Annotated in this window: 23 protein-coding genes; 8 read left to right on the forward strand and 15 right to left on the reverse strand. The window is 68.6% G+C overall.

Annotation, left to right across the window (positions count from 1 at the left end; genetic code table 11):
- Nucleotides 1-17: 17 nt before the first annotated feature.
- Both ACIP5T_RS09365 and ACIP5T_RS09370 read right to left on the reverse strand, forming a co-directional pair.
- A complete protein-coding gene (locus ACIP5T_RS09365; RefSeq protein ID WP_400862567.1) occupies nt 18-566 on the reverse strand; it encodes a GNAT family N-acetyltransferase in 549 nt (182 codons plus the stop codon).
- Nucleotides 567-619: 53 nt separating this feature from the next.
- Complete coding sequence (locus ACIP5T_RS09370) at nt 620-835, reverse strand: DUF2945 domain-containing protein (RefSeq protein WP_400862569.1); 216 nt, start codon at nt 833-835, stop codon at nt 620-622.
- A 138-nt stretch (nt 836-973) separates the two neighbouring features.
- Here ACIP5T_RS09370 and ACIP5T_RS09375 point away from each other — a divergent pair, with 138 nt between their 5' ends.
- Nucleotides 974-1852, forward strand: a complete 879-nt coding sequence (locus ACIP5T_RS09375) for a phosphoribosylaminoimidazolesuccinocarboxamide synthase (protein ID WP_400862570.1) — start codon at nt 974-976, stop codon at nt 1850-1852.
- Nucleotides 1853-2035: 183 nt separating this feature from the next.
- Nucleotides 2036-3391, forward strand: a complete 1356-nt coding sequence (locus tag ACIP5T_RS09380) for a uracil-xanthine permease family protein (protein ID WP_400862572.1) — start codon at nt 2036-2038, stop codon at nt 3389-3391.
- Between the two features lie 81 nt (nt 3392-3472).
- Here ACIP5T_RS09380 and ACIP5T_RS09385 read toward each other — a convergent pair whose 3' ends face one another.
- The 5 genes from ACIP5T_RS09385 to ACIP5T_RS09405 are packed head-to-tail and all read right to left on the reverse strand — an operon-like array spanning nt 3473 to nt 9613.
- Nucleotides 3473-5185: an acetyl/propionyl/methylcrotonyl-CoA carboxylase subunit alpha gene (locus ACIP5T_RS09385; protein WP_400862574.1), complete on the reverse strand. Its 1713-nt coding sequence runs from the start codon at nt 5183-5185 to the stop codon at nt 3473-3475.
- Nucleotides 5182-6765, reverse strand: a complete 1584-nt coding sequence (locus ACIP5T_RS09390; protein WP_400862576.1) for a carboxyltransferase domain-containing protein — start codon at nt 6763-6765, stop codon at nt 5182-5184. The genes ACIP5T_RS09385 and ACIP5T_RS09390 overlap by 4 nt, the downstream gene beginning before the upstream one ends.
- Nucleotides 6765-7565 carry a putative hydro-lyase gene (locus ACIP5T_RS09395; protein ID WP_400862578.1) on the reverse strand — a complete coding sequence of 267 codons (801 nt, stop codon included), beginning with the start codon at nt 7563-7565 and terminating at the stop codon, nt 6765-6767. The genes ACIP5T_RS09390 and ACIP5T_RS09395 overlap by 1 nt, the downstream gene beginning before the upstream one ends.
- Before the next feature lies 1 nt (nt 7566).
- Complete coding sequence (locus tag ACIP5T_RS09400; protein ID WP_400862580.1) at nt 7567-8331, reverse strand: LamB/YcsF family protein; 765 nt, start codon at nt 8329-8331, stop codon at nt 7567-7569.
- Nucleotides 8332-8335: 4 nt separating this feature from the next.
- On the reverse strand, nt 8336-9613 hold the full coding sequence (locus tag ACIP5T_RS09405; protein ID WP_400862582.1) for an NRAMP family divalent metal transporter: 1278 nt from the start codon (nt 9611-9613) through the stop codon (nt 8336-8338).
- 174 nt (nt 9614-9787) lie between these two features.
- Here ACIP5T_RS09405 and ACIP5T_RS09410 point away from each other — a divergent pair, with 174 nt between their 5' ends.
- The gene (locus ACIP5T_RS09410; RefSeq protein ID WP_400862584.1) at nt 9788-10444 is read left to right on the forward strand and encodes a GntR family transcriptional regulator; all 657 of its coding nucleotides are present in this window, start codon (nt 9788-9790) and stop codon (nt 10442-10444) included.
- A gap of 34 nt (nt 10445-10478) precedes the next feature.
- Here the strand turns inward: ACIP5T_RS09410 and ACIP5T_RS09415 are convergent, their stop codons facing one another.
- Nucleotides 10479-11144, reverse strand: a complete 666-nt coding sequence (locus ACIP5T_RS09415; protein ID WP_400862586.1) for a TetR/AcrR family transcriptional regulator — start codon at nt 11142-11144, stop codon at nt 10479-10481.
- A 118-nt stretch (nt 11145-11262) separates the two neighbouring features.
- Between ACIP5T_RS09415 and ACIP5T_RS09420 the strand changes: the two genes are divergently transcribed.
- Nucleotides 11263-12066 carry a DUF1266 domain-containing protein gene (locus tag ACIP5T_RS09420; RefSeq protein ID WP_400862587.1) on the forward strand — a complete coding sequence of 268 codons (804 nt, stop codon included), beginning with the start codon at nt 11263-11265 and terminating at the stop codon, nt 12064-12066.
- Nucleotides 12067-12159: 93 nt separating this feature from the next.
- Here ACIP5T_RS09420 and ACIP5T_RS09425 read toward each other — a convergent pair whose 3' ends face one another.
- The 5 genes from ACIP5T_RS09425 to ACIP5T_RS09445 form a co-directional block, all read right to left on the reverse strand.
- Nucleotides 12160-13155 carry a LacI family DNA-binding transcriptional regulator gene (locus tag ACIP5T_RS09425; protein ID WP_056276469.1) on the reverse strand — a complete coding sequence of 332 codons (996 nt, stop codon included), beginning with the start codon at nt 13153-13155 and terminating at the stop codon, nt 12160-12162.
- A 56-nt stretch (nt 13156-13211) separates the two neighbouring features.
- Nucleotides 13212-14642 carry a GH1 family beta-glucosidase gene (locus ACIP5T_RS09430; RefSeq protein WP_400862588.1) on the reverse strand — a complete coding sequence of 477 codons (1431 nt, stop codon included), beginning with the start codon at nt 14640-14642 and terminating at the stop codon, nt 13212-13214.
- Nucleotides 14643-14647: 5 nt separating this feature from the next.
- A complete protein-coding gene (locus ACIP5T_RS09435) occupies nt 14648-15538 on the reverse strand; it encodes a carbohydrate ABC transporter permease (RefSeq protein WP_400862589.1) in 891 nt (296 codons plus the stop codon).
- Nucleotides 15535-16626 carry a carbohydrate ABC transporter permease gene (locus ACIP5T_RS09440; protein ID WP_400862590.1) on the reverse strand — a complete coding sequence of 364 codons (1092 nt, stop codon included), beginning with the start codon at nt 16624-16626 and terminating at the stop codon, nt 15535-15537. The genes ACIP5T_RS09435 and ACIP5T_RS09440 overlap by 4 nt, the downstream gene beginning before the upstream one ends.
- A gap of 127 nt (nt 16627-16753) precedes the next feature.
- The gene (locus ACIP5T_RS09445; RefSeq protein WP_400862591.1) at nt 16754-18061 is read right to left on the reverse strand and encodes an ABC transporter substrate-binding protein; all 1308 of its coding nucleotides are present in this window, start codon (nt 18059-18061) and stop codon (nt 16754-16756) included.
- A gap of 267 nt (nt 18062-18328) precedes the next feature.
- On the opposite strand from ACIP5T_RS09445, the gene ACIP5T_RS09450 reads away from it, so the two are divergent.
- From ACIP5T_RS09450 to purQ, 3 genes are all read left to right on the forward strand, one after another.
- Nucleotides 18329-18859: an adenine phosphoribosyltransferase gene (locus tag ACIP5T_RS09450; protein WP_400862593.1), complete on the forward strand. Its 531-nt coding sequence runs from the start codon at nt 18329-18331 to the stop codon at nt 18857-18859.
- An 81-nt stretch (nt 18860-18940) separates the two neighbouring features.
- A complete protein-coding gene (gene purS / locus ACIP5T_RS09455) occupies nt 18941-19189 on the forward strand; it encodes a phosphoribosylformylglycinamidine synthase subunit PurS (RefSeq protein WP_201468628.1) in 249 nt (82 codons plus the stop codon).
- Nucleotides 19186-19893, forward strand: a complete 708-nt coding sequence (purQ, locus tag ACIP5T_RS09460; protein WP_056375443.1) for a phosphoribosylformylglycinamidine synthase subunit PurQ — start codon at nt 19186-19188, stop codon at nt 19891-19893. Before purS ends, purQ begins: the two co-directional genes overlap by 4 nt.
- Nucleotides 19894-20578: 685 nt before the next feature.
- Here the strand turns inward: purQ and ACIP5T_RS09465 are convergent.
- A complete protein-coding gene (locus ACIP5T_RS09465) occupies nt 20579-21841 on the reverse strand; it encodes a hypothetical protein (RefSeq protein ID WP_400862596.1) in 1263 nt (420 codons plus the stop codon).
- Nucleotides 21842-22002: 161 nt separating this feature from the next.
- Here ACIP5T_RS09465 and ACIP5T_RS09470 point away from each other — a divergent pair, with 161 nt between their 5' ends.
- Nucleotides 22003-22452 carry a VOC family protein gene (locus ACIP5T_RS09470; RefSeq protein ID WP_400862598.1) on the forward strand — a complete coding sequence of 150 codons (450 nt, stop codon included), beginning with the start codon at nt 22003-22005 and terminating at the stop codon, nt 22450-22452.
- Here the strand turns inward: ACIP5T_RS09470 and ACIP5T_RS09475 are convergent.
- Nucleotides 22449-22877 carry a DUF1761 domain-containing protein gene (locus tag ACIP5T_RS09475; protein ID WP_400862600.1) on the reverse strand — a complete coding sequence of 143 codons (429 nt, stop codon included), beginning with the start codon at nt 22875-22877 and terminating at the stop codon, nt 22449-22451. The genes ACIP5T_RS09470 and ACIP5T_RS09475 overlap by 4 nt on opposite strands.
- Nucleotides 22878-22940: the final 63 nt, after the last annotated feature.

The raw sequence follows: 22940 nt of genomic DNA on the forward strand, positions 1-22940 counted from the left end.
GGGGTGTGTCCATTCGGTTACTGCAGCGTGGCCTGGAGCTGGGCCGGCGAGAGTGCTCGGTCTGCATACACGAGCCGCACCGCCGAAGGGTCGGGATTGCCGAGGTCCGGTGCCCGATGCACGAGTTCGAGTCCGAGCTTCTCGGCCACGCGTGCCGACCCGGTGTTGTGTTCGACGAGGTACGCGATCACCGGCCGGTCGGGGTCGATCTCCTGGGCACGCTCGACACCGGCGCGGGCGAGCTCGGTCGCGAAACCGCGCCCGTGGTGGTCGGCGGCGATCCGGTAGCCGACGTTCCAGACCTCGTCTCCGAGCAGCGTGCATCCGCCGTTGCCGATCACCTCTCCGGTGTCTCGCAGCCGAGCGACCCATGATCCGAGCCCGATGGTGCTCCAGCTGCGCTCCCACCGCTCCATCATCCGGACCGTCGTCTCGGGGTCGGTGTGCCGGAGGCTCGGATAGTGCGTCCACACTCGCGGATCGCTCTGGATCGCGAACACCGCGTCGAGATCCGAGGGAACAGCCCGCGACAGCCGCAGTCGATCGGTGAGGAGGTCGTCAGTCACATCTCCACGCTAGACAGCCCCGCCGACACTCGGGCCGTGCGTCGCCCCGAGCCTCAGCTGCTGAGCTTGCGCAGAGCCGATCCCTTGTGGGCCGCCGTGTCACCGCTCTTCTCCGACTTCACGATGTACGCGGGCTCGTCGTCGGATGCGGTGAAGCTCTGCCCGGCGAACCGGAAGTCCTTCGTCCGCTTCTCCTCGACGGTGCCCTGCGTTCGCCCCTGCGGGGTGTTCCAGCTCACCCGGTCACCCCTGGACAGATCCTTGGTCATGACTCCTCCTCGCGCTCCCATCGAGGGTCGCCGATGCGTTGCCCTCCGCATCGGGCCTTGACACGCGCCGAGGAAGTGCGCTGCGCCCGCATTCGTCCCGGAGGTGGGGCTCGGGAGCGGAACCGGGATAATGGGCGGGTGAGCACACCTTCCGAGAACAACGCACAGACCATCCCCGGCTGGCGCCACATCTATTCGGGCAAGGTCCGCGACCTGTACGCCTCGGACGACGCCGCCGACACCCGCATCCTCGTGGTCGCCTCCGACCGCGTGAGCGCCTTCGATTTCGTGCTGTCGCCCGGCATCCCCGAGAAGGGGGCGCTGCTCACCCGTCTCAGCCGCTGGTGGTTCAGCCAGCTCGATGACGTTCCCAACCACCTCGCCGAGGGCGAGATCCCGGCGAGTGTCGCCGACCGTGCGATGCTCGCGCAGTCGCTCGAGATGCTGCCGGTCGAGTGCGTCGTGCGCGGCTACATCACCGGTTCCGGCTGGGCCGAGTACACCGAGAACGGCACCGTGTGCGGCATCCCGCTGCCCGCCGGCCTGCAGAACGGCGACCGCCTGCCCGAGCCGCTCTTCACCCCTGCCTACAAGGCGCCGATGGGAGAGCACGACGAGAACATCACCTTCGACCAGACCGTCGAACTCGTCGGCGCCGAGCGTGCGGCCGAACTGCGCGACGTCTCGCTCTCGCTCTACTCCCGCGCTGCCGCGATCGCCGAGGAGAAGGGCCTGATCCTCGCCGACACGAAGTTCGAGTTCGGAACGGATGCCGACGGCGTGCTGCACCTGGCCGACGAAGTGCTCACGAGCGACTCCTCGCGCTATTGGGATGCCGAGGCCTGGCGCACAGGCGCGACGCCGACCGAGCGCATGGCGAGCTTCGACAAGCAGATCGTGCGCGACTGGCTGGCCGCGAACTGGGACAAGCAGGGCGAGCCGCCCGTGCTTCCCGAGGACATCGTCGAGCGCACCGCCGCCCGCTACCGCGAGCTGATCGAGCGCCTCGGGGCCTGACCCGCGCGATTCGTCGCCCTCACAGGAGGAGAACTCCCTGTCGGGCGGAATGAACCTCGGGTTTTCTCCGCCCCAGGCGGCGAAGTCCGCCCAAGGCGGCGGAGACCCGCGCACCCAGCCAACACTCAGGAATCGGTAGTGTTGCTCCAGCACTCCCACTCCCCCCGATCCTGAGGAGCCCGCATGCCCCTGTGGAAGACCCACGGAAACGGCCGCACGGTCGAACCCGGCGCCGTCGTCAAGCCCGATGAGCGCCTGAACTGGCCCGCCACGATCGCGATCGGCGCCCAGCACGTCGTCGCGATGTTCGGCGCCACGTTCCTCGTGCCGACGCTGACCGGCTTCCCGGTCTCGACCACGCTGCTGTTCAGCGGCCTCGGCACTCTGATCTTCCTGCTGATCACCAAGAACCAGCTGCCCAGCTATCTCGGCTCGTCGTTCGCGTTCATCGCGCCGATCACCGCCGCCGTGGCTGCGGGTGGCACCGGATCCGCCCTGGCCGGAGTGGTCGCGGTCGGCATCCTGCTCACCGTCGTCGGCCTGGTCGTGCAGTTCGCGGGCCTCCGCTGGGTCGACGCGCTCATGCCCCCGGTGGTCGCCGGCGCGATCGTCGCCCTGATCGGCTTCAACCTCGCCCCCACCGCGTGGAACAACTTCAAGATCGACCCCGTGACCGCGACCATCACGCTCGTCGCGATCATCCTGTTCGCGGTGCTGTTCCGCGGCTTCCTCGGTCGCATCTCGATCTTTCTGGGCGTCGCCGTCGGCTTCATCTACGCCGCGTTCACCGGGTCGTTCCAGGTGCCCAACGCGCTGCGCGGAGACAAGACACCGGCAGAGCTCATCGCCGACGCCCCCTGGATCGGCCTGCCCGAGTTCCAGCTCCCCGACTTCGTCGCCCCGGGCACCTGGTCGACCATCGCGATGTTCCTGCCCGTCGTCCTGGTGCTCGTCGCCGAGAACGTCGGCCACGTGCGCGGCGTCGCGACGATGACCGAGGACCCCGCGATCAACAAGCACACGGGCCGCGCGCTCATCGCCGACGGTGTCGCGACGACCATCGCCGGAGGCTTCGGCGGGTCCGGCACGACGACCTACGGCGAGAACATCGGCGTCATGGCCGCGACCCGCGTCTACTCGACCGCGGTCTACTGGGTCGCCGGTCTCTTCGCGATCCTGCTCGCGTTCTCGCCGAAGGTCGGCGAGGTCTTCAACTCGATCCCCGCGGGCGTGCTCGGCGGTGCGACCACGGCGCTCTACGGCCTGATCGGCATCATCGGCATCAAGATCTGGGTCGACAGCAGGGTCGACTTCTCGCGCCCGGTCAACCAGTACACGGCGGCCGTCTCGCTCGTGATCGGCATCGCCGGCTTCTCGATGCAGCTCGGCGACTTCGCCTTCGGCGGCATCGTGCTCGGCACGGTCGCAGCTCTCCTGATCTACCACGTGGGCAACGCGATCGCCCGCGCGCGCAAGACCGGAGCCGACGACCCGAGGCCCCTCGAGGCCGTGGGCCCGTTGGGCGGAGACCCCGCGTAATCGCGCACCACGCACGACCACGACGATCCCGGATGCTGCAGCTGCGGCATCCGGGATCGTCGCGTCAGGACGCGGTCGCGCTCAAGCGATGACGGCGAGCACTGCATCCGGCGCGATCGCCGCAGAGAGCTCCGCCCGGTGCGAGAGCGTGCCGGCCCGGTGGGCGGTGACCGTGGTCTCCATCTTCATCGCGTCGAGCACCGCGACCGGATCGCCCTCTGCGACGCTCGCCCCGTCATCGGCGAGCCAGCGCACGAGCGTGCCCGGTGCCGGCGAGCGCAGCTCGGTCGGGTCGGATGCGGAGGGCGCGGCCACGGCGTCCGTCAGCCCGCCGAGCCCTGCGAGCAGGGCGAGCGGGAGCCCGAGCACGACACGGCGGCCGTCGATCTCGACGGGGAAGCGCTGGAGTGCGGCATCCGGTGCGGGAGCCGGTCGCAGCTGCGGTTCGAGGCGAGGCAGCAGGGTGCTCTCGATCCACTGCGTGTGCACTGCGAAGGTCTCGGTGGCGAAAGCCTCGTCGTCGAGCGCGAGCAGATCGAACGGGATGACGGTCGCCGGCCCCTCGACGACGAGCTCGCGCAGCGCCCGACGTGCGCGCACGAGTGCCGCATCGCGAGTGTCGGCGTGCACGATGAGCTTCGCGATCATCGAGTCGAAAGCCGGCTGAACGACATCGCCCGCGTCGATGCCGCTGTCCCAGCGCACGCCGGGCCCGCCGGGGATCCGCAGCGACTCGACACGACCGGGGCTGGGAAGGAAGCCGCGACCCGGGTCTTCGGCGTTGATGCGGAACTCGAAGGCGTGCCCTGCCGGCACCGGAGTCTCGGTGAACGAGATGCCCTCTCCGAACGCGATGCGGAGCTGCTCGCGCACGAGATCGGTGCCGGTGACCTCTTCGGTGACCGGGTGTTCCACCTGGAGCCGGGTGTTCACCTCGAGGAAGGAGATCGTACCGTCGGCCGCGAGGAGGAACTCCACGGTGCCCGCACCCCGGTACTGCACCTCGCCGCAGATCGCGCGGGCAGCATCGTGGAACCGAGCGCGCTGATCGTTCGACAGCCCCGGCGCCGGAGCCTCCTCGATGAGCTTCTGGTTGCGGCGTTGCATCGAGCAGTCGCGATCGCCGACGACCACGACGCCGCCGAGTCCGTCACCGAGCACCTGCACCTCGATGTGACGCGGGCTCTCGAGGAACCGCTCGACGAAGCACTCGCCGCGGCCGAAGGCGGCGATGGCCTCACGGGTCGCGGCATCGAAGGCGTCTGCGACCTCCGACATCTCTCGCACCACCTTGAGGCCCCGCCCGCCACCGCCGAACGCGGCCTTGATGGCGATCGGAAGCCCATGCTGCTCGGCGAAGGACACGGCCTCCGCAGGCCCGGCCAGAGGCTGGTCGGTGCCGGCCGCCAACGGCGCTCCGACACGCTGCGCGATCCGACGCGCGGTCATCTTGTCGCCGAGCGCGTCGATGCTCTCGGGTGAGGGGCCGATCCAGACGAGGCCAGCTCCTTCCACCGCCCGCGCGAACTCCGCGCTCTCCGAGAGGAATCCGTAGCCGGGGTGCACGGCATCCGCGCCGCTCCTGCGAGCCGCGTCCACCAGCGCATCGATCGAGAGATACGTGGTCGCCGCGGTGTCTCCGCCGAGGCCCAGGGCCTCATCGGCGAGTCGCACGTGCAGCGCGTCAGCATCCTGGTCGGCGTAGACCGCGATCGACGTATAGCCGGCCTCGGCGCAGGCGCGGATGACGCGCACGGCGATTTCTCCGCGATTCGCGATCAGCACCTTGGTCATGAGGTCTCCTTGACGATGAAACGGACGCGCACGCCGGGCGGCAGCTGCCCGGCGAGATCGAGACTGGGATCGGTGAGTGCACCGATGATCGGGTATCCGCCGGTGAGCGGGTGGTCGGGGAGGAACAGCACGGGCTGACCGTCCGGCGGAACCTGGATGGCGCCGGTCACCGCCCCTTCGCTGGGCAGCTCGCCGCTGACGGATCGCTCCAGGGGCACGGTGCCGTCGAGCCGGATCCCGACCCGGTCCGACCGCGGGGTCACGGACCATTCCTGGCCGGTGAGAGTCGCGAGCGCTGCGGGGGTGAACCAGTCGTCTCGCGGGCCGAGGGTGATCTCGAGCTCGACGAGGTCACCGGACGCGGGGAGCGTGCGCGGGGTGGCGATCGGCTCGACAGGATGCGGTGCGCGATCGCCCACACGGACCACGTCTCCGGCGGTCAATGCGGCGGGTCCGAGACCGGCGAGGGTGTCGCTCGCACGACTCTCGAGGGCCGACTCCACAGCCACGCCGCCACGCACCGCGATGACATAGCGCAGCCCGCTGGTCGGGTGTCCCAGAGTGAGCTCGTCGCCGTCGACCGTGGCGAAGGGCGTCCCGTGAGCGATACGACGCATCACGCCGTCGGCGTCGATCAGGTCGAGAGAGCCGACGGCCCCCGCGACGGCGGCGACTCCGGCACCGCGGAAGCGCAGCACCGCACCTCCGACGCTCTCGAGCACCGCGGCGCCGCTCGCGTTGCCCACAGCGCGGTTCGCCTCGCGCATCGCACGACGGTCGGCGGCGCCGGACGACGAGACGCCGAGTGCCGCGAATCCCGGACGTCCGGCATCCTGCACCAGCAGTTGCAGCGACGGGCGCACGATCTCGACCGCGACGGTCGGAGAACCCGGATCATGCGCTTCGGCGGCGTGTCGCTCGGTGACGCGCCGCGCGTCGGCGAGATCGTCTGGCTTTTCCGACATCATGGCCTGCTCGCGCACCTGTTGGAACCGCACCGTCGTGCCCGGCGACAACAGGGCAGGCGGGTCGCGGTCGATGTCCCACATCAGGGCGTCGGTGTGTCCGATGAGCTGCCAGCCGCCCGGACTCTCGCGCGGGTACACCCCGGTGAACTGTCCGGCGAGCGCCACCGACCCCGCGGGCACACGCGTGCGGGGCGACGATCGGCGGGGCACATCGAACAGCGGGTCACTGCTCACCACGTAGCCGAAGCCCGGGGCGAAGCCCGAGAAGGCGACCTTCCAGTCGGCAGCGAGGTGACGGTGCACGAGTTCTGCGGCCGATACGCCGAGCAGGGATGCGGCCTCGTCGAGGTCCTCGCCGTCGTAGCGCACCGGCACGATGACCTCACCCGTCACGGGCAGATGCGCTGCGTCGATCTCCGTCGCCGCGAGCACAGCCGCGAGATCGGCAGCCGAGACGAGAAGCGGATCGAAGCGCACGAGCACGGTGCGAGCGCCGGGAACACGCTCGACCACGCCGAGCACTCCGTCCCAGGCCAGGTTCAGGCGCATCGCCTCGTCGAGGTCTGCCGCCTCCACGAGAAGAGCGCTGTCGGATGCCGTGAGGATGCGCATCAGACCAGGTACTCCGCATCGGGAACGTCGGTGATGAACATGTAGCCGGGCGCGTGGGTGATGGCGAAGGGAGGCTTCGAGGCCATGATCGCTGCCTGCGGGGTGACGCCGCACGCCCAGAACACCGGCACCTCGCCCTCACGCACCTCGGGAGCATCGCCGAAATCGGGACGAGCCAGGTCGGCGATGCCGAGGGAGGCAGGATCGCCGATGTGCACCGGAGCACCGTGTACGGCGGGGGTCCGGCCGGAGATCTGCACAGCGTCCGCCACGCGATCCGCGGGAATCGGTCGCATCGACACGACCATCTCGCCACTCAGGCGGCCCGCCGGGGTGCAGGGCACCGCCGTGCGGTACATCGGCACGTTTCGACCCAGCTCCTGGTGGCGGATCGGGATCCCCGCCTGCACGAGACCGGACTCGAACGTGAAGCTGCACCCGATGAGGAACGAGACGAGGTCCGGATGCTCCGCCCACGCCGCCGTCGCGTCGGCCACCTCGTCGGCCAGTTCACCGTCTCGCCAGATGCGATACCGGCCGATGTCCGTGCGGATGTCGCTGCCCGGTGCGAGCCGCGACTCCACCTCGCCCTGTTCGATGACCTCGAGCACGGGGCACGGCTTCGGGTTCCGCTGCGCGAAGAGCAGGGTCTCGAAGGCCCAGTCGGCCGGCACCGAGATGAGGTTCGCCTGCGTCAGCCCCACCGCGACTCCGCTGGTCGGCTCTGCATGCCCCGCACGGATGGCCGCGCGCGCTGCACGTGCGGCGGCGAGCTGGTCGGTGGTGGCGAGAACGGTCATGTCAGACCCCCGCGAACGGTGCGATCGTGATGCCGGCATCCTGCAGCATCCGCTTGGTCTCCGCGGCCATGGCCACGGAGCCCGGGCTGTCGCCGTGCACGCAGATCGACTGTGCGCTGACGGGGACGTCGGTGCCGTCGATCGCGCGAATCACTCCCTCGCCGGCGAGGCGCACCATGCGCTCGGCGACGGCCGCGGGATCGTGAAGCACAGAGCCCGGTTCGGTGCGCGAGACGAGCTGACCGTCGGGCTGATATGCCCGATCGGCGAAGGCCTCGGCAGCGATCTGCAGGCCCGCGCGCTCGGCCACGTCGAGCACGACGCCTCCGGCAAGGCCCAGCAGCACGAGGCTCGGATCGATCGCGCGGATGGCCGCCACCACATCCTTCGACTGCCGCTCATCACGGGCGATCGTGTTGTAGAGCGCACCGTGCGGCTTGACGTAGGAGACCGTGCCTCCGACGGCTGCGGCGAGACCGATCAGGGCTCCGAGCTGATACTCGACATGCGCCTGCAGCGTCGCCGAATCGATCTCGACCTTCGTGCGGCCGAAGTTCTCGTAATCGCGGTATCCGGGGTGCGCGCCGATCACGACGCCACCGGCCACGGCGCTCGCGAGGGTCTCGCGGATGCCCTCCGGGCTGCCCGCGTGGAAGCCGCACGCCACATTGGCGCTCGTCACGAGGCGCAGCATGCTCTCGTCGTCGCTGACCACCCGATCGAGGACGTTCTCTCCGAGGTCGGAGTTCAGGTCGATCGATGTCATGGGGTCACGCTCCGAGTCCGAGGAAGGCGAAGATGGGGCCCACCGAGACGATGCCCATGTACCAGGTGAGCAGCGTCACGAGCGTACCGGCGACGAGCAGCCACATCGGGTACTTCTTCGAACCGAGCAGGTCACGGCGGAACCAGCCGATGTACATGAAGACCGTGAGGCCGATGGGAAGGATCAGTCCGTTGAATCCGCCCACGAAGACGAGGATCGCGGCAGGCGCGGTGCCGATCGAGAGGTAGACGATCAGCGACACGACGATGAAGGCGACGGTCGCCAGCTGCAGCGGCCAGCCGCCCTTGAGCTTCTTGGTGAAGGTCGAGAGGAAGGTCGCCGAGGTGTATGCCGCACCGATGACCGAGCTGATGGCCGCGGCCCAGAAGATCGCGCCGAAGATGCGCAGTCCCGCGTCGCCGAGCACGGCACCGAAGGCCTGTCCTGCGGGGTTCGCCGCCTGGCTCGACAGATCGAGCGAGACGCCGGAGGCGACCACACCGAGGATCGCGAGGAACAGCACGTAGCGCATGACGCCGGTGACGAGGATGCCGTTCGCCGCGGCGCGCATCACGGGGCCCGCCTGCTCGGGACCCGTGTGACCCGAGTCGAGGTACCGGTGGGCGCCCGAGTAGGTGATGTATCCGCCGACTGTTCCGCCGACGATCGTGGTGATGGTGGCGAAGTTGAGCTCATCCGGCACGAACGTCTGCCGCAGCGCCTCGCCGATCGGCGGCTGGGCGATGACGGCGACGACAACGGTCATCACGATCATGCCGATGCCGAGCACGACCAACACGATGTCCATCACCGGCCCGGCCTTCTTGATCAGGAAGATGATGATGGCGAGAGCCGCAGTGAGCATGCCGCCGAGCTTCGGGTCGATGCCGAGCAGCGCGTTCAGCCCGAGACCACCACCGGCGATGTTGCCGATATTGAAGGCCAGGCCACCGATCACGACGAGCACGGCGATGACGTGGCCCGAGAAGGGGATGGCACGGTTGGCGAGCTCTCCGGCGCGCATGCCCGAGGAGGTGATCATGCGCCACACGTTCAACTGCACCGCGATGTCGATGAGGATGGAGACGAGGATCGCGAATGCGAAGGCAGCCCCCATCGTCGCGGTGAAGGTGGCCGTCTGTGTGATGAATCCGGGGCCGATGGCACTGGTGGCCATCAGGAAGATCGCGCCGATCACGGCGCTGCGGCCTGCACGTCTCTTCGCGGCGGCGAGGCGGACCTCGTCTTCTGCAGACAGCGGGGCTGTGGTGTTCTCAGACATTGCGGGGGATTTCCCATCGTCGTTGGTGGGTGTCGAGTGACACCCAGTGTAGAACGGATCGAGCAATATTGTTCAACAACTTTGTTTCGGCTGTGCTACGGCGGAGTTCCAGTCGCGTAATGCCGGAGGCCGGCGGTCGAACGATCCGTCGCGCGCCCCGCCTACGATGAAGGCATGAACCAGCAGGGCATGCTCGCCGATGCGCTCCGACAGCAGATCATCGACGGAGCCTTCGCGCCCGGTTCACGACTGTCGGAGTCGGCCATCGCCGAGCACTTCGGCGTCGCACGCAACACCCTGCGCGAGGCGTTCCGCGCGCTCTCCGAGCAGGGTCTCCTCGAACACGTCCCGCACCGCGGCGTCTCCGTCGCCTCGCCGTCGATCGCCGACGTCATCGACATCTATCGAGCGCGCCGCGTCATCGAATGCACCGCGCTCCTGCACTCCGAGCCCGAGCATCCAGCAGTCCAGCAGATGCAGGAGGCGGTGCTCGCCGCGGAGGCCGCCGCCCAGGATGCCGTCCTCGACGACGCCGAGACGTGGCGCGCGGTGGGCAGCGCCAACATGGCATTCCACGTGGCTCTGGTGTCGCTCGCCGACAGCCCGCGCCTCGCCCGCACCTACCGCGACCTGGCGGCGGAGCTACGACTCGCGTTTCTGAAGATCGACGATCCTCGATCGCTGCACGAACCGTTCGTCCGCAAGAACCGCGCCGTGCTCGACACCTTCCTCACCCGGGGTGCGCAGGAAGGAGCCGCCGAGCTCGAGCGCTACCTCGTGCAGTCGGAGCGCGTCGTGCTCGGGGCGTTCGCCCGGATGCAGCTGGGGTGACCCGCTCCGCGTTCGGCGCTCGATCGCAGGGCTGTCAGTGCTCCGAACGCACGGCGCCGGACGCACGAGTGCGCGCGTCCGGGTTCCGCGGCGCGAGCTGCAGCGGAAGCGGCGTCTCCGGCTCGGGCAGTCCGTAGAGTCGGCGCACCCAGCGTCGTGCGTCTTCGAGGGGGTACGTGTCGCCATAGACGGCGTACTTCATGAAGACCCCCTCGAGAGTGGTGCGCAGCATGATCTCCTCGAGCGGAGGATCGACGGCTCCCCTCTCTCGGAAGATCTCGCGGACGGCGTCCTCGGATGCCACGGCCTGCTCGGCGAAGCGATCCTCGGCTTCGGCGAACATGCGGTGGGTGCTGGGCTGCTGCTGCATCGCGAACACCGCGCGCTGCACGGGCAGGGCGTACCCCGTGGCTGTGAGTGCCCCGTCGATGATGCCGGCGAGCCTGTCGTCGGCGGGTCCGTCGACCTGCGGGATCGCGAACAGGTTCTCGTACCAGCGATCGATCACCGCGGCGACGAGCTGCTGCTTGCCGCCGAAGTGATAGCTGACGAGACCCTGTGCGACCCCGGCTCGCTGCGTGATCTCGGCGATGCTCGCGCCTGCCACGCCCCGCTCGGCGAAGAGCTCGATCGCGGCCTCCAGGATCACGGTGCGGGAGCGCTCCCGCGCCAGGCTGTTCTGCTCGTCGGAACGTGCCATGCTGTGTCCACCTCCCCAGGATTGGACTGCTTCGGAATTCCCCCCGAAGCCTATATATTACTGATTGAACGCCTATTCAAGCTACGAGTGGCCTCAGACCTCGGCCCCAAGGAGTGCAATGCGTCGCACAGTCTGGATCCTGCCTTCCCCGAAGGTGAAGCCTGCGGCGCGCTTCTCCGTGGCAGACCTCGAGGCGAACGAGATCGCCCTCGGCTTCCTGCAGATCAGCGCACTTCCCTCCGGCCCCTGGAACGATCCGACCGCCTCCTCCCTGACCGATGCCGAGAAGCAGATGGTCGCCGAACAATGGGGCGTGCATTCGCGAGCCGACTGGCTCGGGATGATCGAGCACCTCACCACGGTGCGCCGCCGTCGCCACGCCTGGATGGCACATCTCGCCGCGCGCAATCAGCGGGCCATCACGCTGGGTCGCGTTCCGCGGTCGGCGGAATGGCTCGCCGCCATCGCGGCGGAGGGCGGCGATGAACGTAACGCCCGCCCGTTCGTCACAGGCATCGAGCAGATCGAACGCGAGATCCGCACCCACGTCGGCAGCGAGATCGTCACCCCGGAGCTCTTCGTGCGCACGCTGGACGGCTACGCCCTGGGCCAAGCCGTCGCGATGGTGACCTGGGGCGTGGCACTCGGCCACGCGGACATCGCAGAGGCTCGTCGCATCATCCACCGGATCAACGTCGATGCGCGGCCGTCGTTCGTCTCCTGGGCGGACTTCGGACTCAGCTATCTCGCCGGACGCGTCATGCACTGGAGCGACGGCGCGGTCGACGACGAATCGTTCGCGAAGTTCGGCGACGGCTGGAGCGACTTCAAAGCCGCGGCCTCGGCGAAGCGAGGCGGCCCCTGGGCGACGCTGCCATGGCCGGCGGCTGTCGAGATCCCTTCACCGCACCGGATCGGCTGACCGCACAGACCCACGGATGCGAACCAACCTGGAGGGGCGTCTGGTTCGCATCCGTGTCACCTCTCACCCGCAGCCCGCCTCCGGCTCGGCGGGCTAGGACGAGGCGCGCACCACCAGCTCGGTCGGCAGGATCGTCGTATGCGCGGGGTCGCGACCGGCCAGGCGCGAGAGCAGCACTCCGGCCATCGCCTCCCCCTGCGCGTACATGGGCTGCCGCATCGTGGTCAGCGGCGGATCGGTGCTCAGCGCGACGGACGAGTCGTCGAATCCGACGAGCGCGACGTCTTCGGGAACACGGATGCCGGCGGAGCGGAGCGCCGTGAGAGCGCCGCGGGCCATGAGGTCGCTGGCGACGAAGATCGCATCGGGGCGACCCGCCGCGAGGATGCGGCGTGCGGCATCCGCTCCGCTGGCCTCGCTGTAGTCGCCCGCCTCTTCGGCGAAGGGCGAGAGTCCGGCGTCGGCCAGGGCGCCGCGGAAGCCCTGCACGCGGTCGACCGAGGAGACCATCGTGATGGGCCCTGAGATCGTCGCGATGCGTGTGCGGCCGGTCTCGATCAGATGCTGGGTGGCCGTGCGGGCACCGGCGACGTTGTCGACATCGACCACGTAGTCGCCCTCGCGGATCCGCACCGGTCGACCGCCCCAGACCACGGGCACGGCATCGGCGACTCGATCGATGAAGGCGTCGCTGGTGTGGTGAGACACGATGAGCGCGCCGTCGACGCCGCCGTTGCGCACGAAGCTCGTCATCTTGTCGCCGGGGTCGTCGCTCGCGATGAGCAGGTTGAGCAGGTAGTCCGAGCCTCGGAGCGCGCCGGTGATGCCCGCCACGATCGCCGCGAAGAACGGGTCGCCGAAGAAGCGCGTGGTGTCCTCCGGCACGATCAGCGCGATCGCGTGCGTCTGCCTCGACGCGAGCGAGCGAGCCGCGCGGTTGGGCACGTAGCTGAGCTCCTCGATGGCGCGCTTCACGGACTCGAGCGCCTCAGGACTCACCGCCGTCGACCCGTTGACGACGCGCGACACCGTCGATCGTGAGACCCCGGCGGCCGATGCCACCTCTTCGATGGTCGCTCGTGACGACACGACTCTCCCTCCGTCCGGCGGCGAGACCGGATGCTCCCTGGTGTCGCCGCCCGGCGTCAGAGAGCGCGAGCGGCGATGATGCGAGCGTACTCCCGACCGGAGTCCTTCAGAGTCCGCTCCTGGGTGTCGTAGTCGACGCGCACGATGCCGAAGCGCTTGTCATACCCCCAGGCCCACTCGAAGTTGTCGAACATCGACCAGTAGAAGTAGCCGCGCACGTCGACGCCGGACTCGGCCGCATCGAGCACCGCGGCGAGGTGCAGCCGCAGGAACTCCGCGCGATCCTCATCGTGCACGCGCGTCTCGCCGTCTTCGACCACGGCGACATCGTCGTAGGCTGCGCCGTTCTCGGTCATGTAGAGCACGGTTCCCGCGGGCTCGGCGTACTCGGTCCACACGCGCTGCAGCAGACGGGTCAGCCCCTCGGGCTGCACCTCCCAGTTCTGCGCGGTGCGCGGCAGTCCGCGTTCGACCGCGTAGATGCCATCGCTCGACGGGTACGGGCTGCGTGCGGGGCGATCCGTCGCGGGCCCACCGCTGACCGGCATCTCCGCCGGAGCTGTGCCCGACACGAAGTCGCCGTGGTAGTAGTTGACACCCTGCGTGTCGATGCGCTGCGAGATCGCATCGAGGTCGCCGTCGTGCACGGCATCCGTGAAGCGCGACACGGCGTCGGCATCCACCGCCCTGATGTCCCTGATGATGTCGTCCGGGTATACCCCGCGGTAGATCGGGTCGAGGAACCAGCGGTTGAACTGCCCGTCGACGCGGCGCGCGGCGTCGACGTCCGCCGGGTTCGTCGGGTCTGCGGGATCCGCGACCGTGTGGTTGAGCGTGATGCCGAGGTTGAGGCTCGCGTCCCGACCCCGCAGCTCGCGCACCGTCTCACCGTGGGCGAGCAGCAGGTGATGGGCCGAGAGCAGCCCTTCGGCGACGCTCGTGTGCCCGGGTGCGTGCTCGCCGCCGGTGTACGACAGGAACGACGAGCACCACGGTTCGTTCAGCGTCGTCCACACGTTCACGCGGTCGCCCAGCGCGTCGTGCATCGTGCCCGCGTATTCGAGGAAGCGCCCGACGGTGTCGCGGTTGGTCCAGCCGCCGTTCTCCTGCAGCGCCTGCGGCATGTCCCAGTGGTACAGGGTCAGCCACGGCAGGATGTCGTTCGCGAGCAGCTCGTCGACCAGGCGCTCGTAGAAATCGACACCTTTCGCATTGACCGCACCGCCGTCGGGCCGCACGCGCGACCACGACGTCGAGAAGCGGTAGGTCTGCAGTCCGAGCTCCTTCATGAGCGCCACGTCCTGCGGATAGCGGTGGTAGTGGTCGCACGCCACGTCGCCGTTGTCGCCGCCGATCACCGCACCGGGCACTTTGCTGAAGGCATCCCAGATCGACGCGGTGCGCCCGTCTTCGAAAGCCGCCCCTTCGATCTGGTACGCCGCGGTCGCGGCGCCGAACAGGAAGTTCTCGGGAAAGGCTCGGGTCATAGGGGTCATCCTTTCACCGCGCCCGCCATGATGCCACTGACCAGCTGGCGTCCTGCGACGACGAACAGGACGAGCAGCGGGAGGGTCGCGAGCACCGCGCCGGCGAGCACGATCGAGTAGTCGATGTAGTAGCCGGACTGCAGCTGACTGAGTGCCGTCTGCAGTGTCGGGTTCTGCGGGGAGAGCACGATCAGCGGCCACAGGTAGTCGGTCCAGGCCGTCATGAAGGTGAAGAGCCCGAGGATCGCCATGGCGGGGCGAGCGGCCGGGATGCCGACGGTGAGGAACGTGCGGAACTGATTCGCCCCGTCCATGCGTGCGGCCTCGATCAGCTCGTCGGGGATCACGTCGACCAGGTACTGCCGCATGAAGAAGACGCCGAACGCGGTGACCAGAGTCGGCACGATGACCGCGCCGATCGATCCCGTCCAGCCGAGTTCGCGCATCAGCATGAACAGCGGGATGATGCCGAGCTGCGTCGGGATCGCCATGGTCGCGATCACGAAGATCATCAGTCCGTCGCGGCCTTTGAAGCGCAGCTTCGCGAACGCGTAGCCCGCGAGGGTCGAGAACGTCACGACCGACACCGTGATGATGCCCGAGATGAGGAACGAGTTGCCGAGCGCCAGCCAGAACGGGATCGCATCGAAGACCTTGGCGGCGTTCGTGAAGAAGTTGCCGCCGGGGATCAGCGGCAGGGTCTCGCCGCGCGTGGAGTTGGTGCCGCTCGCCACGACCACGGACCACCACAGCGGGTAGACGCTGCCGATGATGAACGCGGCGAGCAGGCCGTAGGTGAGGAAGCCGGGGCGACTGCCGATGCCGGCGTTGCCGCCGACGGCTCCACGCCGCCTGCGGATCTTCTCGGGGACGCTCAGCGCCTGTGTGGCGGTCATCGTGCGTTCTCCTCGGTCGTGGTGGCGATCGTCGTGCCCGCGGCAGCAGCAGCGGCAGTGCGTGCACGCCGACGGGCGGCGCGATTCCGGGGAGCATCCCCGGTCGAGATCCGTCTCGAGATGAGGAAGTTGATCACTCCGATGCCGACGATGAGCAGGAACAGCAGGATCGCGACAGCGGATGCTTCGCCGAGGTCGCGGCGGAAGAAGGCGAGCTCCCAAAGGAACAGCACGGTGGTCTGGAACTGCCGGTCGCTGCCGCCGATGCCGCCCGCAGTCGAGACGTCGAACAGACGCGGCTCGGCGAAGATCTGCAGACCGCCGATCGTCGCGGTGATGATCACGAAGATCAACGTCGGACGGATCGTGGGGATCGTGATCGAGAAGAAGCGACGGGCGGCTCCTGCACCGTCGAGCGCGGCGGACTCGTAGAGGTCGCGCGGCACCGCCTGCATCGCGGCGAGCAGGATGAGGGCGTTGTAGCCGGTCCAACGGAAGTTCACCATCACCGCGATCGCCAGGTGCGACAGCGCGGTGTCGTGCTTCCACTGCTGGTCGGCGATGCCGATCAGGTTGAGCAGGTTGTTGGCGAGGCCGTCGGCCTCGTTGAAGATGCTCGAGAAGATGATGGCGACGGCGACCGGCGTGACCACGAACGGGATGAGGATGCTCATGCGCCAGAAGGTGGGGGCACGAAGGCCGCGGTCGAGCAGGTAGGCGATCACCAGGGCGACCGCGAGCTGCGGGATCGCCGAGAGAAGGAAGATGCTCAGCGTGTTGAAGATCGAGTTCCAGAACATCGCGTCGCCGAGGATCTCGACGAAGTTCGCGGCGCCGATGAACTCGCCCTGCCCCTTGAGCAGGTCCCACTCGTGCACGGCCACCCACACGGTGTAGATCAGCGGGAAGAGTCCGACCAGCCCGAACAGCAGGAAGAACGGCGAGATGTAGAAGTACGGGGAGGCGTTCTGGTCGAACCGCGAGAGGCGGTGCCGCCAAGGACGCCGGCCGGCGGCATCCGTCTTCGGGCTCTTCGCGTTCTTCGTCGACGCGGACGTCGTCTCCGAGCGCTCATGGGTGAGTGTCATGACTCTTCCTTGGTCCTGGTTCTGGTCCTGGTCCTGGTCCGTGCGGCCGTGGTGCTCCGGTCGCAGTCCGTGCCGCCCCGACAGAGGCGGTGCGGCACGAACTGCGACCGGAATGGATGCGGCTGGGTCAGTCGACCAGCTCGTTCAGCAGCTTGACCGCGGCATCCCAGGCGCCCTGGGTGTCGGTCTCGCCGCGGTCGAGGCCGCTGAGGGCCGGACCGAAGACGTTCTCCTGGATCACCGAGTCATCGGCGCCCTTGAACTGCGCGACGACGCCCTTGGCACGCTCGGCGAGGATCGCGCCGGTGGGCGCGTCGTTGAAGAACGGGTTCGGCGTCGCATCAGAGGCGAGCGTCTCCTGTGCCTTCACCGTGGAGGGGAAGTTGCCCGCGGCCTCGGACTGCTTGACCTGCTGCTCGGGCTGCGTCAGCCAGTCGGCCAGGTCGGCCGCGGCTTCCTTGTGCTGCGAGCTCTCCGGGATCGACAGGAAGGCGCCGCCCCAGTTGGCTGCACCGCCGGGGAACACGTCGGCGAAGTCCCAGCCGGTGGATGCGTCGCCGCCTCCGGCCTCGACCTGACCCTGCACGACTCCGAGCATCCAGCCGGGGCAGACGAAGGTGGCGAAGGTGCCGTCGACGAACGACTTGCCGCCGTTCCAGTCCCACGCGGTCTGAGCAGCGGACTGGCCGCCCTCGGTCGCGGCTCCGAGCAGTTCGAAGCGCTCCTTGAGCTCGGCGTTGTCCTCGACGTTCAGCTCGCCGTCGGTCGTGTAGTAGCCCTCGTCGAGCTGGTTGACCATGGCGTTCCAGACGAAGCCGGAGTGGTCGTACCAGGCCTTGCCGGTCTTCGCCGTGTACTCGGCGCCGACGGCGAAGTAGTTCTCCCAGTCGCCGTTCAGCAGCTCGGCGACCGACTCGCGGTCGCTGGGCAGCCCTGCGGCTTCGAAGGCGGCGCCGTTGTAGCAGATGCCGCTCGGACCGATGTCGGTGCCGTAGCCGATCACGCGGCCCTCGGCATCCGTCGCCTGTCCGTACTTCCAGTCGACCCAGTCGGCCTTGCGGTCTTCGATGCCGTAGTCGCGCAGGTCGACGAAGGTGTCGGAGACGTCCATGATGGCGCCGAGCCAGCCCTCTTCGATCGCGACGACGTCGCTGAGGCCCGAGCCCGCGGCGATCTTGGTGAATGCATCGGTGCGGGCGTTGCCGCCGGTGTCGATGTTGGTCGCCTCGATCGTGACGTTCGGGTTCGCCTTCTCGTATTCGTCGTAGAGGTCGTCGTATCCGAAGGTGCCGAAGGTCGTGACGGTCAGCGTGACCTTCTCGTCACCGGTGGCGCTGTCTCCCGAGTCGGCAGAGGCGCAGCCGGCGAGGGCCAGGGCGGAGACGGATGCGACGGCTGCTGCCGTCAGGATCCGCTTGCGGGCACGTGTGTTCACAGTTCACTCCTTTGTGGTGGGTCGTGCAGTGGTGGTGCGGGTGGTGCTCGGGGCGTGCGCGGGATTCCGTTGCGTTCCGGTGGCGATTCTCGTGGGAGCGCTCCCACGCACTGTCCAGTGACTCTATGGGAGCGCTCCCACGGTGTCAAGCCCGGGCTCTTGGCCTCCATAACTCCGGAAGAACGGGGCGATTCGGGGCGGGACGGCCGGAATCTGCTGGATGCGGCCCGTTTCTCCGGAGTTATGAACGCGGCGTACCCTTGTCCGGTGCCCGACACCGAACTCTCCCCCGCCCTCGTCCGTGCCGCATCTCTGATCCGCAGCATCCCGGACTACCCGGAGGCGGGAATCATCTTCCGCGACATCACGCCGCTGCTCGCCGACGCCGAGGCCCTTCAGGCCACGACCGACGCGATCATCGCGCCGTTCGCCGGCCAGTTCGACGTGGTCGCCGGCATCGAAGCGCGAGGGTTCATCCTCGCCGGAGCCGCGGCGATCGCAGCGGGTGTCGGCCTGATCCCGATCCGCAAGGCCGGCAAGCTGCCCCGCCCCGCGGCATCCGTCGACTACGCCCTCGAGTACGGCACCGCCACTATCGAGATGCACGACGACCTGCCCGCGGGATCCCGTGTGCTGCTGATCGACGACGTGCTCGCCACCGGTGGCACGCTCGCTGCCGGACGGGAGCTGGTCGAGCGCCTCGGCAGCCACGTCGTCGGCATCTCGGTGCTGTTCGAGATCGACGGGCTCGGCGGGCGCGAGGCCATCGGCGACCTGCACACCGTCTTCCACGCCTGAGCCTCGTCGCGCCGGGAATCGAGCGACTCTCGAGCCGGTAGACTGAACGCGCCCGTCCGCCCGCGACTTCCGGAGCCGTTCATGCCCACCATCGTCGTCGACGTCATGCCCAAGCCCGAACTGCTCGACCCGCAGGGGAAGGCCGTGTCCGGCGCATTCTCGCGACTGGGCGTCGAGGGCTTCTCCGATGTCCGCATCGGCAAGCGCTTCGAGCTCACCGTCGAGGGCGAGGTCACCGACGAGGTCCTCGCCGAGGCCCGTCGCATCGCCGATGAGGTGCTCTCCAACTCCGTGATCGAAGACGTCGTGGGCATCGAGGTCGCCGAGTGACCACGCGCATCGGCGTCATCACCTTCCCGGGCTCGCTCGACGATCGCGACGCGCAGCGCGCTGTGCGCATCGCCGGAGCCGAGCCCGTCGCCCTCTGGCACGGTTCGCACGACCTCGAAGGCGTCGACGCTCTCGTGCTGCCTGGCGGCTTCAGCTACGGCGACTACCTGCGCGCAGGTGCGATCGCCGCCCTCTCGCCGATCATGAGCGAGGTCAAGGATGCTGCCGCGAAAGGCATGCCGATCCTCGGAATCTGCAACGGGTTCCAGATGCTCGTCGAGGCGCACCTGCTGCCCGGCGGTCTGATCCGCAACGACCACCAGCACTTCGTGCGTCGTGATCAGAAGCTCATCGTCGAGAACTCCGACACGGCGTGGACCAACCGGTTCCGCACCGGCCAGGAGATCACGATCCCGCTCAAGAACGCCGACGGCGGTTACATCGCCGACGAAGAGACACTCGACCGTCTCGAGGGAGAGGGCCTCGTCGCGTTCCGCTATGCCGGCGTGAACCCGAACGGCTCGCTGCGCGACATCGCGGGGCTTACCAACGAGGCGGGCAACGTCGTGGGGCTCATGCCGCACCCCGAGCACGCCACCGAGGCCGGCTTCGGCCCCGACACCTCCGCCGCCATGCGCTCGGGACTCGACGGGCTCGACTTCTTTACGAGCGCGGTCGCCGCGGTCGCCCGCGTCGCCGCGTAGCCCCCGCGCCTCCTCCGCCGCGCCTGGCTCGCAGCCAGCAGCGCGTGCCCGGCAGCCCGTAGCCGACAGCGCGTGCCCGGCAGCTCGTAGTAGCCGGCGGCTCGCAGGTCGGACCCCGAACGCGCCCACGCCCGCATCCGCGCCGAGCGAGGTCGTCCACCCTGTCCGCATCCCTGTCCGCATCCACGCGCTCATCCACGCATCCAGCGGGGCCAAAAAAGCATCCAAAACAGGCGTTTCCGGTACACAACTGACCCCGCACCGCGCGCAGGGTGCACAACTGACCCCGCACCGCGCGCTGCACCCGCACCGGGGTCGAAACGGCATCACATCGCCTCCGCATCATGCGGGGCCAAAAGCGCATCCGAAACCGGCGTTTCCGATGCACAACTGACCCCGCACCGCGCGCAGGGTGCACAACTGACCCCGCACCGCGCGCAGGATGCACAACTGACCCCGCACCGCGCGCAGCGTGCACAACTGACCCCGCGCCGAGCGCAGCACCCGCACCGGGGTCGAAACGGCATCACATCGCCTCCGCATCATGCGGGGCCAAAAGCGCATCCAAAACAGGCGTTTCCGATGCACAACTGACCCCGCACCGCGCGCGGGATGCACAAATGACCCCGCACCGCGCGCACCGCGCGCAACCGCGCGCAACCGACCCCGCGCCGGGATCGGTGGGTCAGTCGGTGGGAAGGCTGAAGGGGTTGTCGCCGGCTGCCGCCAGCAGGTACCAGGCCGTCGCGCCGGTGTGCAGGCTGGCGTAGTAGAGGTCGCCGAAGCCCGAGTCGAGGCCGTCGGTCGACGTCGCCACGATCCCCTTGCCATCGCCGTTCGCCGCATCGCGCTGCCCGAGTCGGATGCTGCTCAGCAGCGTCTCCACGCGGTCGGCGTCGCCCACGGCGTCGCGCAGCGTGAGCGCGAGCGCCAGGTGGCCCGATCCCTCGAACCACACCTTCGACACGTCCACGTCGCTGATCGACGCCCCCTGATACGGACCGTCGGTCGCGATCAGGTTGCCGAGCGTCCAGTCGAGAGCGACGTCGTACCGGGGGTCACCGGTGGCGAGCGCGCTCCACGTCTGCGCGTCGAGCGGGATGGGCCGAGTGTTGACCGTCGAGCCGTCCAGCAGCGTGCCGGTGTCGACATGACCGTCAGCGCTCTGCATCGCCGCCACGAAGGTCGTGGCGACGGCGGCGCGGTCGGCCCACACCGAATCCCCGGTGAGCTGCGCGAGCTGCGTGAAGAAGCCGGCGATGTCGCTGTTGTGCTCGGTGGACTTCCATTCCAGCGAGGAGCCGTTCTCGAGCTGACCGCCGGTGTAGCCGAAGGGAGCACGCACCATGTCGGCGGTGTTGGCCTGGATCCACTCGGCGATCCGCACGGCTCCGTCGAGGTACTTCGACTCACCGGTCGCGTGGAAGAGACGTGCGAGCGCCATGCCCGCCCACGCCTGGTTGCCCGTGAACGTGCCGGGACCCGTGATCTCGACGCGTCCCTGTCGGATGCCGTGGGGTTCGTACGACGTGCGGACTCGTCCGTCGCCGATCGGATCGTTCTCCTGCACGAAGAGCAGGGTGTCTGCGACCGTCTGCGCCCGACGGATGTCCTCCGGCAGACCCCTGGCGGTGTAGGCGATCACCACGAGTGCGTCGTCGTAGACGAAGGACGGAGTGAAGTCCCACGTCGGCAGGTCGGTGAAGAACCCACCCTCGTAACTGCGCGGAAGGCAGTGCCCCGCACCGTCGCAGAACTCGTCGACACGAGCGTCCAGGAACTCGTACGCCAGGGCGACGGACAGGGTGGGGTCGGAGGCGACGTCGGCGGTCGGGGCGTCGGCTGGGCCATCGCCGGACGCGGCGGTCGCGGCACCCGCGACGAGGGTCGCGGCGACCAGCGCGGCGGCGATCACCCACGGAGCCGATCGGCGCGGCGAACCCGACATCGATACCCCTTCGGTCTGAACCGTGGTTCGCGTGCACGAACCGCAGGCGACCAGAAGGTCACGTGCAAAATGCTGGCATACCAGGAAGTCTCGGCGGAAGGGGCGAAGGTCTAGTCTTTCGCCGCATCCGGCGTGTCGGCCCCGCGAGTAGCATGCGACCCATGCCCATCACTCTGGAGAACGTCGGCATCGCCGTGCGCGACCTCGACGCGACCATCGCCTTCTTCACCGATCTCGGCCTCACCGTCCTCGGCCGCGACGAGGTCAGCGGAGAGTGGGCCGACACCGCGGTCGGCCTCGACGGCAATCATGCGAAGATCGCCGTGCTGCAGACTCCGGACGGCCACGGCCAGCTCGAGCTGTTCGAGTACATCCACCCCGAGGCGATCGAGACCGAGCCCACCCTGCCGAACGAGATCGGGATGCACCGGGTCGCGTTCTCGGTCGACGACATAGACGAGTCCCTGGCCATCGCCGCGCGGCACGGGTATCACCCGCTCCGAGGAGTCGCGAACTACCAGGACGTATACAAGCTCACCTACCTGCGAGGCCCGAGCGGGATCCTCGTGATGTTCGCGCAGGACCTCACGAAGGATGCCGCGGCGGGCTAGCCGAGAGCGGGTGGCCAGACCCCGATGATCAATGCCATGACCGCGATCGTGACGAGTTCGTGGGCGATGTTCATGGTGGTCAGTGCGGTCGGGCGCCCCTCGAACGCATCGTGGGTGATGAACCGCGCGGCGGTGAAACCGGCCCAGAGCAGCACGCCGGTGACGACCGCCGCCCAGAAGAACGACCCGTCGTAGAAGTGCCAGGCGATGGCGGAGGCTCCGGCCAGCACCCAGGCCGTCGCGAAGCTCACCAGAACCGTGGTGATGATCGCCATCGTCGCGCTCGAACCGGGGCGGTCCATGTCGACGTTCGCGAGCTTCGACCAGCGCGTGCCGAACACCTTCGGGGAGTACCAGATCGTGCCTACGACCATGCTCGAGGCGGTCGCGAGCAGAACGGCCCAGTAGTTGATCTCGGGAACCATGACAGCCTCCAGTCGTCGGATGCCCGAAGCCTACTCTCGGCCTGCAAGTCGCTGTGGAGCGAC

The organism is Microbacterium sp. NPDC088619, assembly GCF_044752825.1.
Classification (GTDB): domain Bacteria; phylum Actinomycetota; class Actinomycetes; order Actinomycetales; family Microbacteriaceae; genus Microbacterium.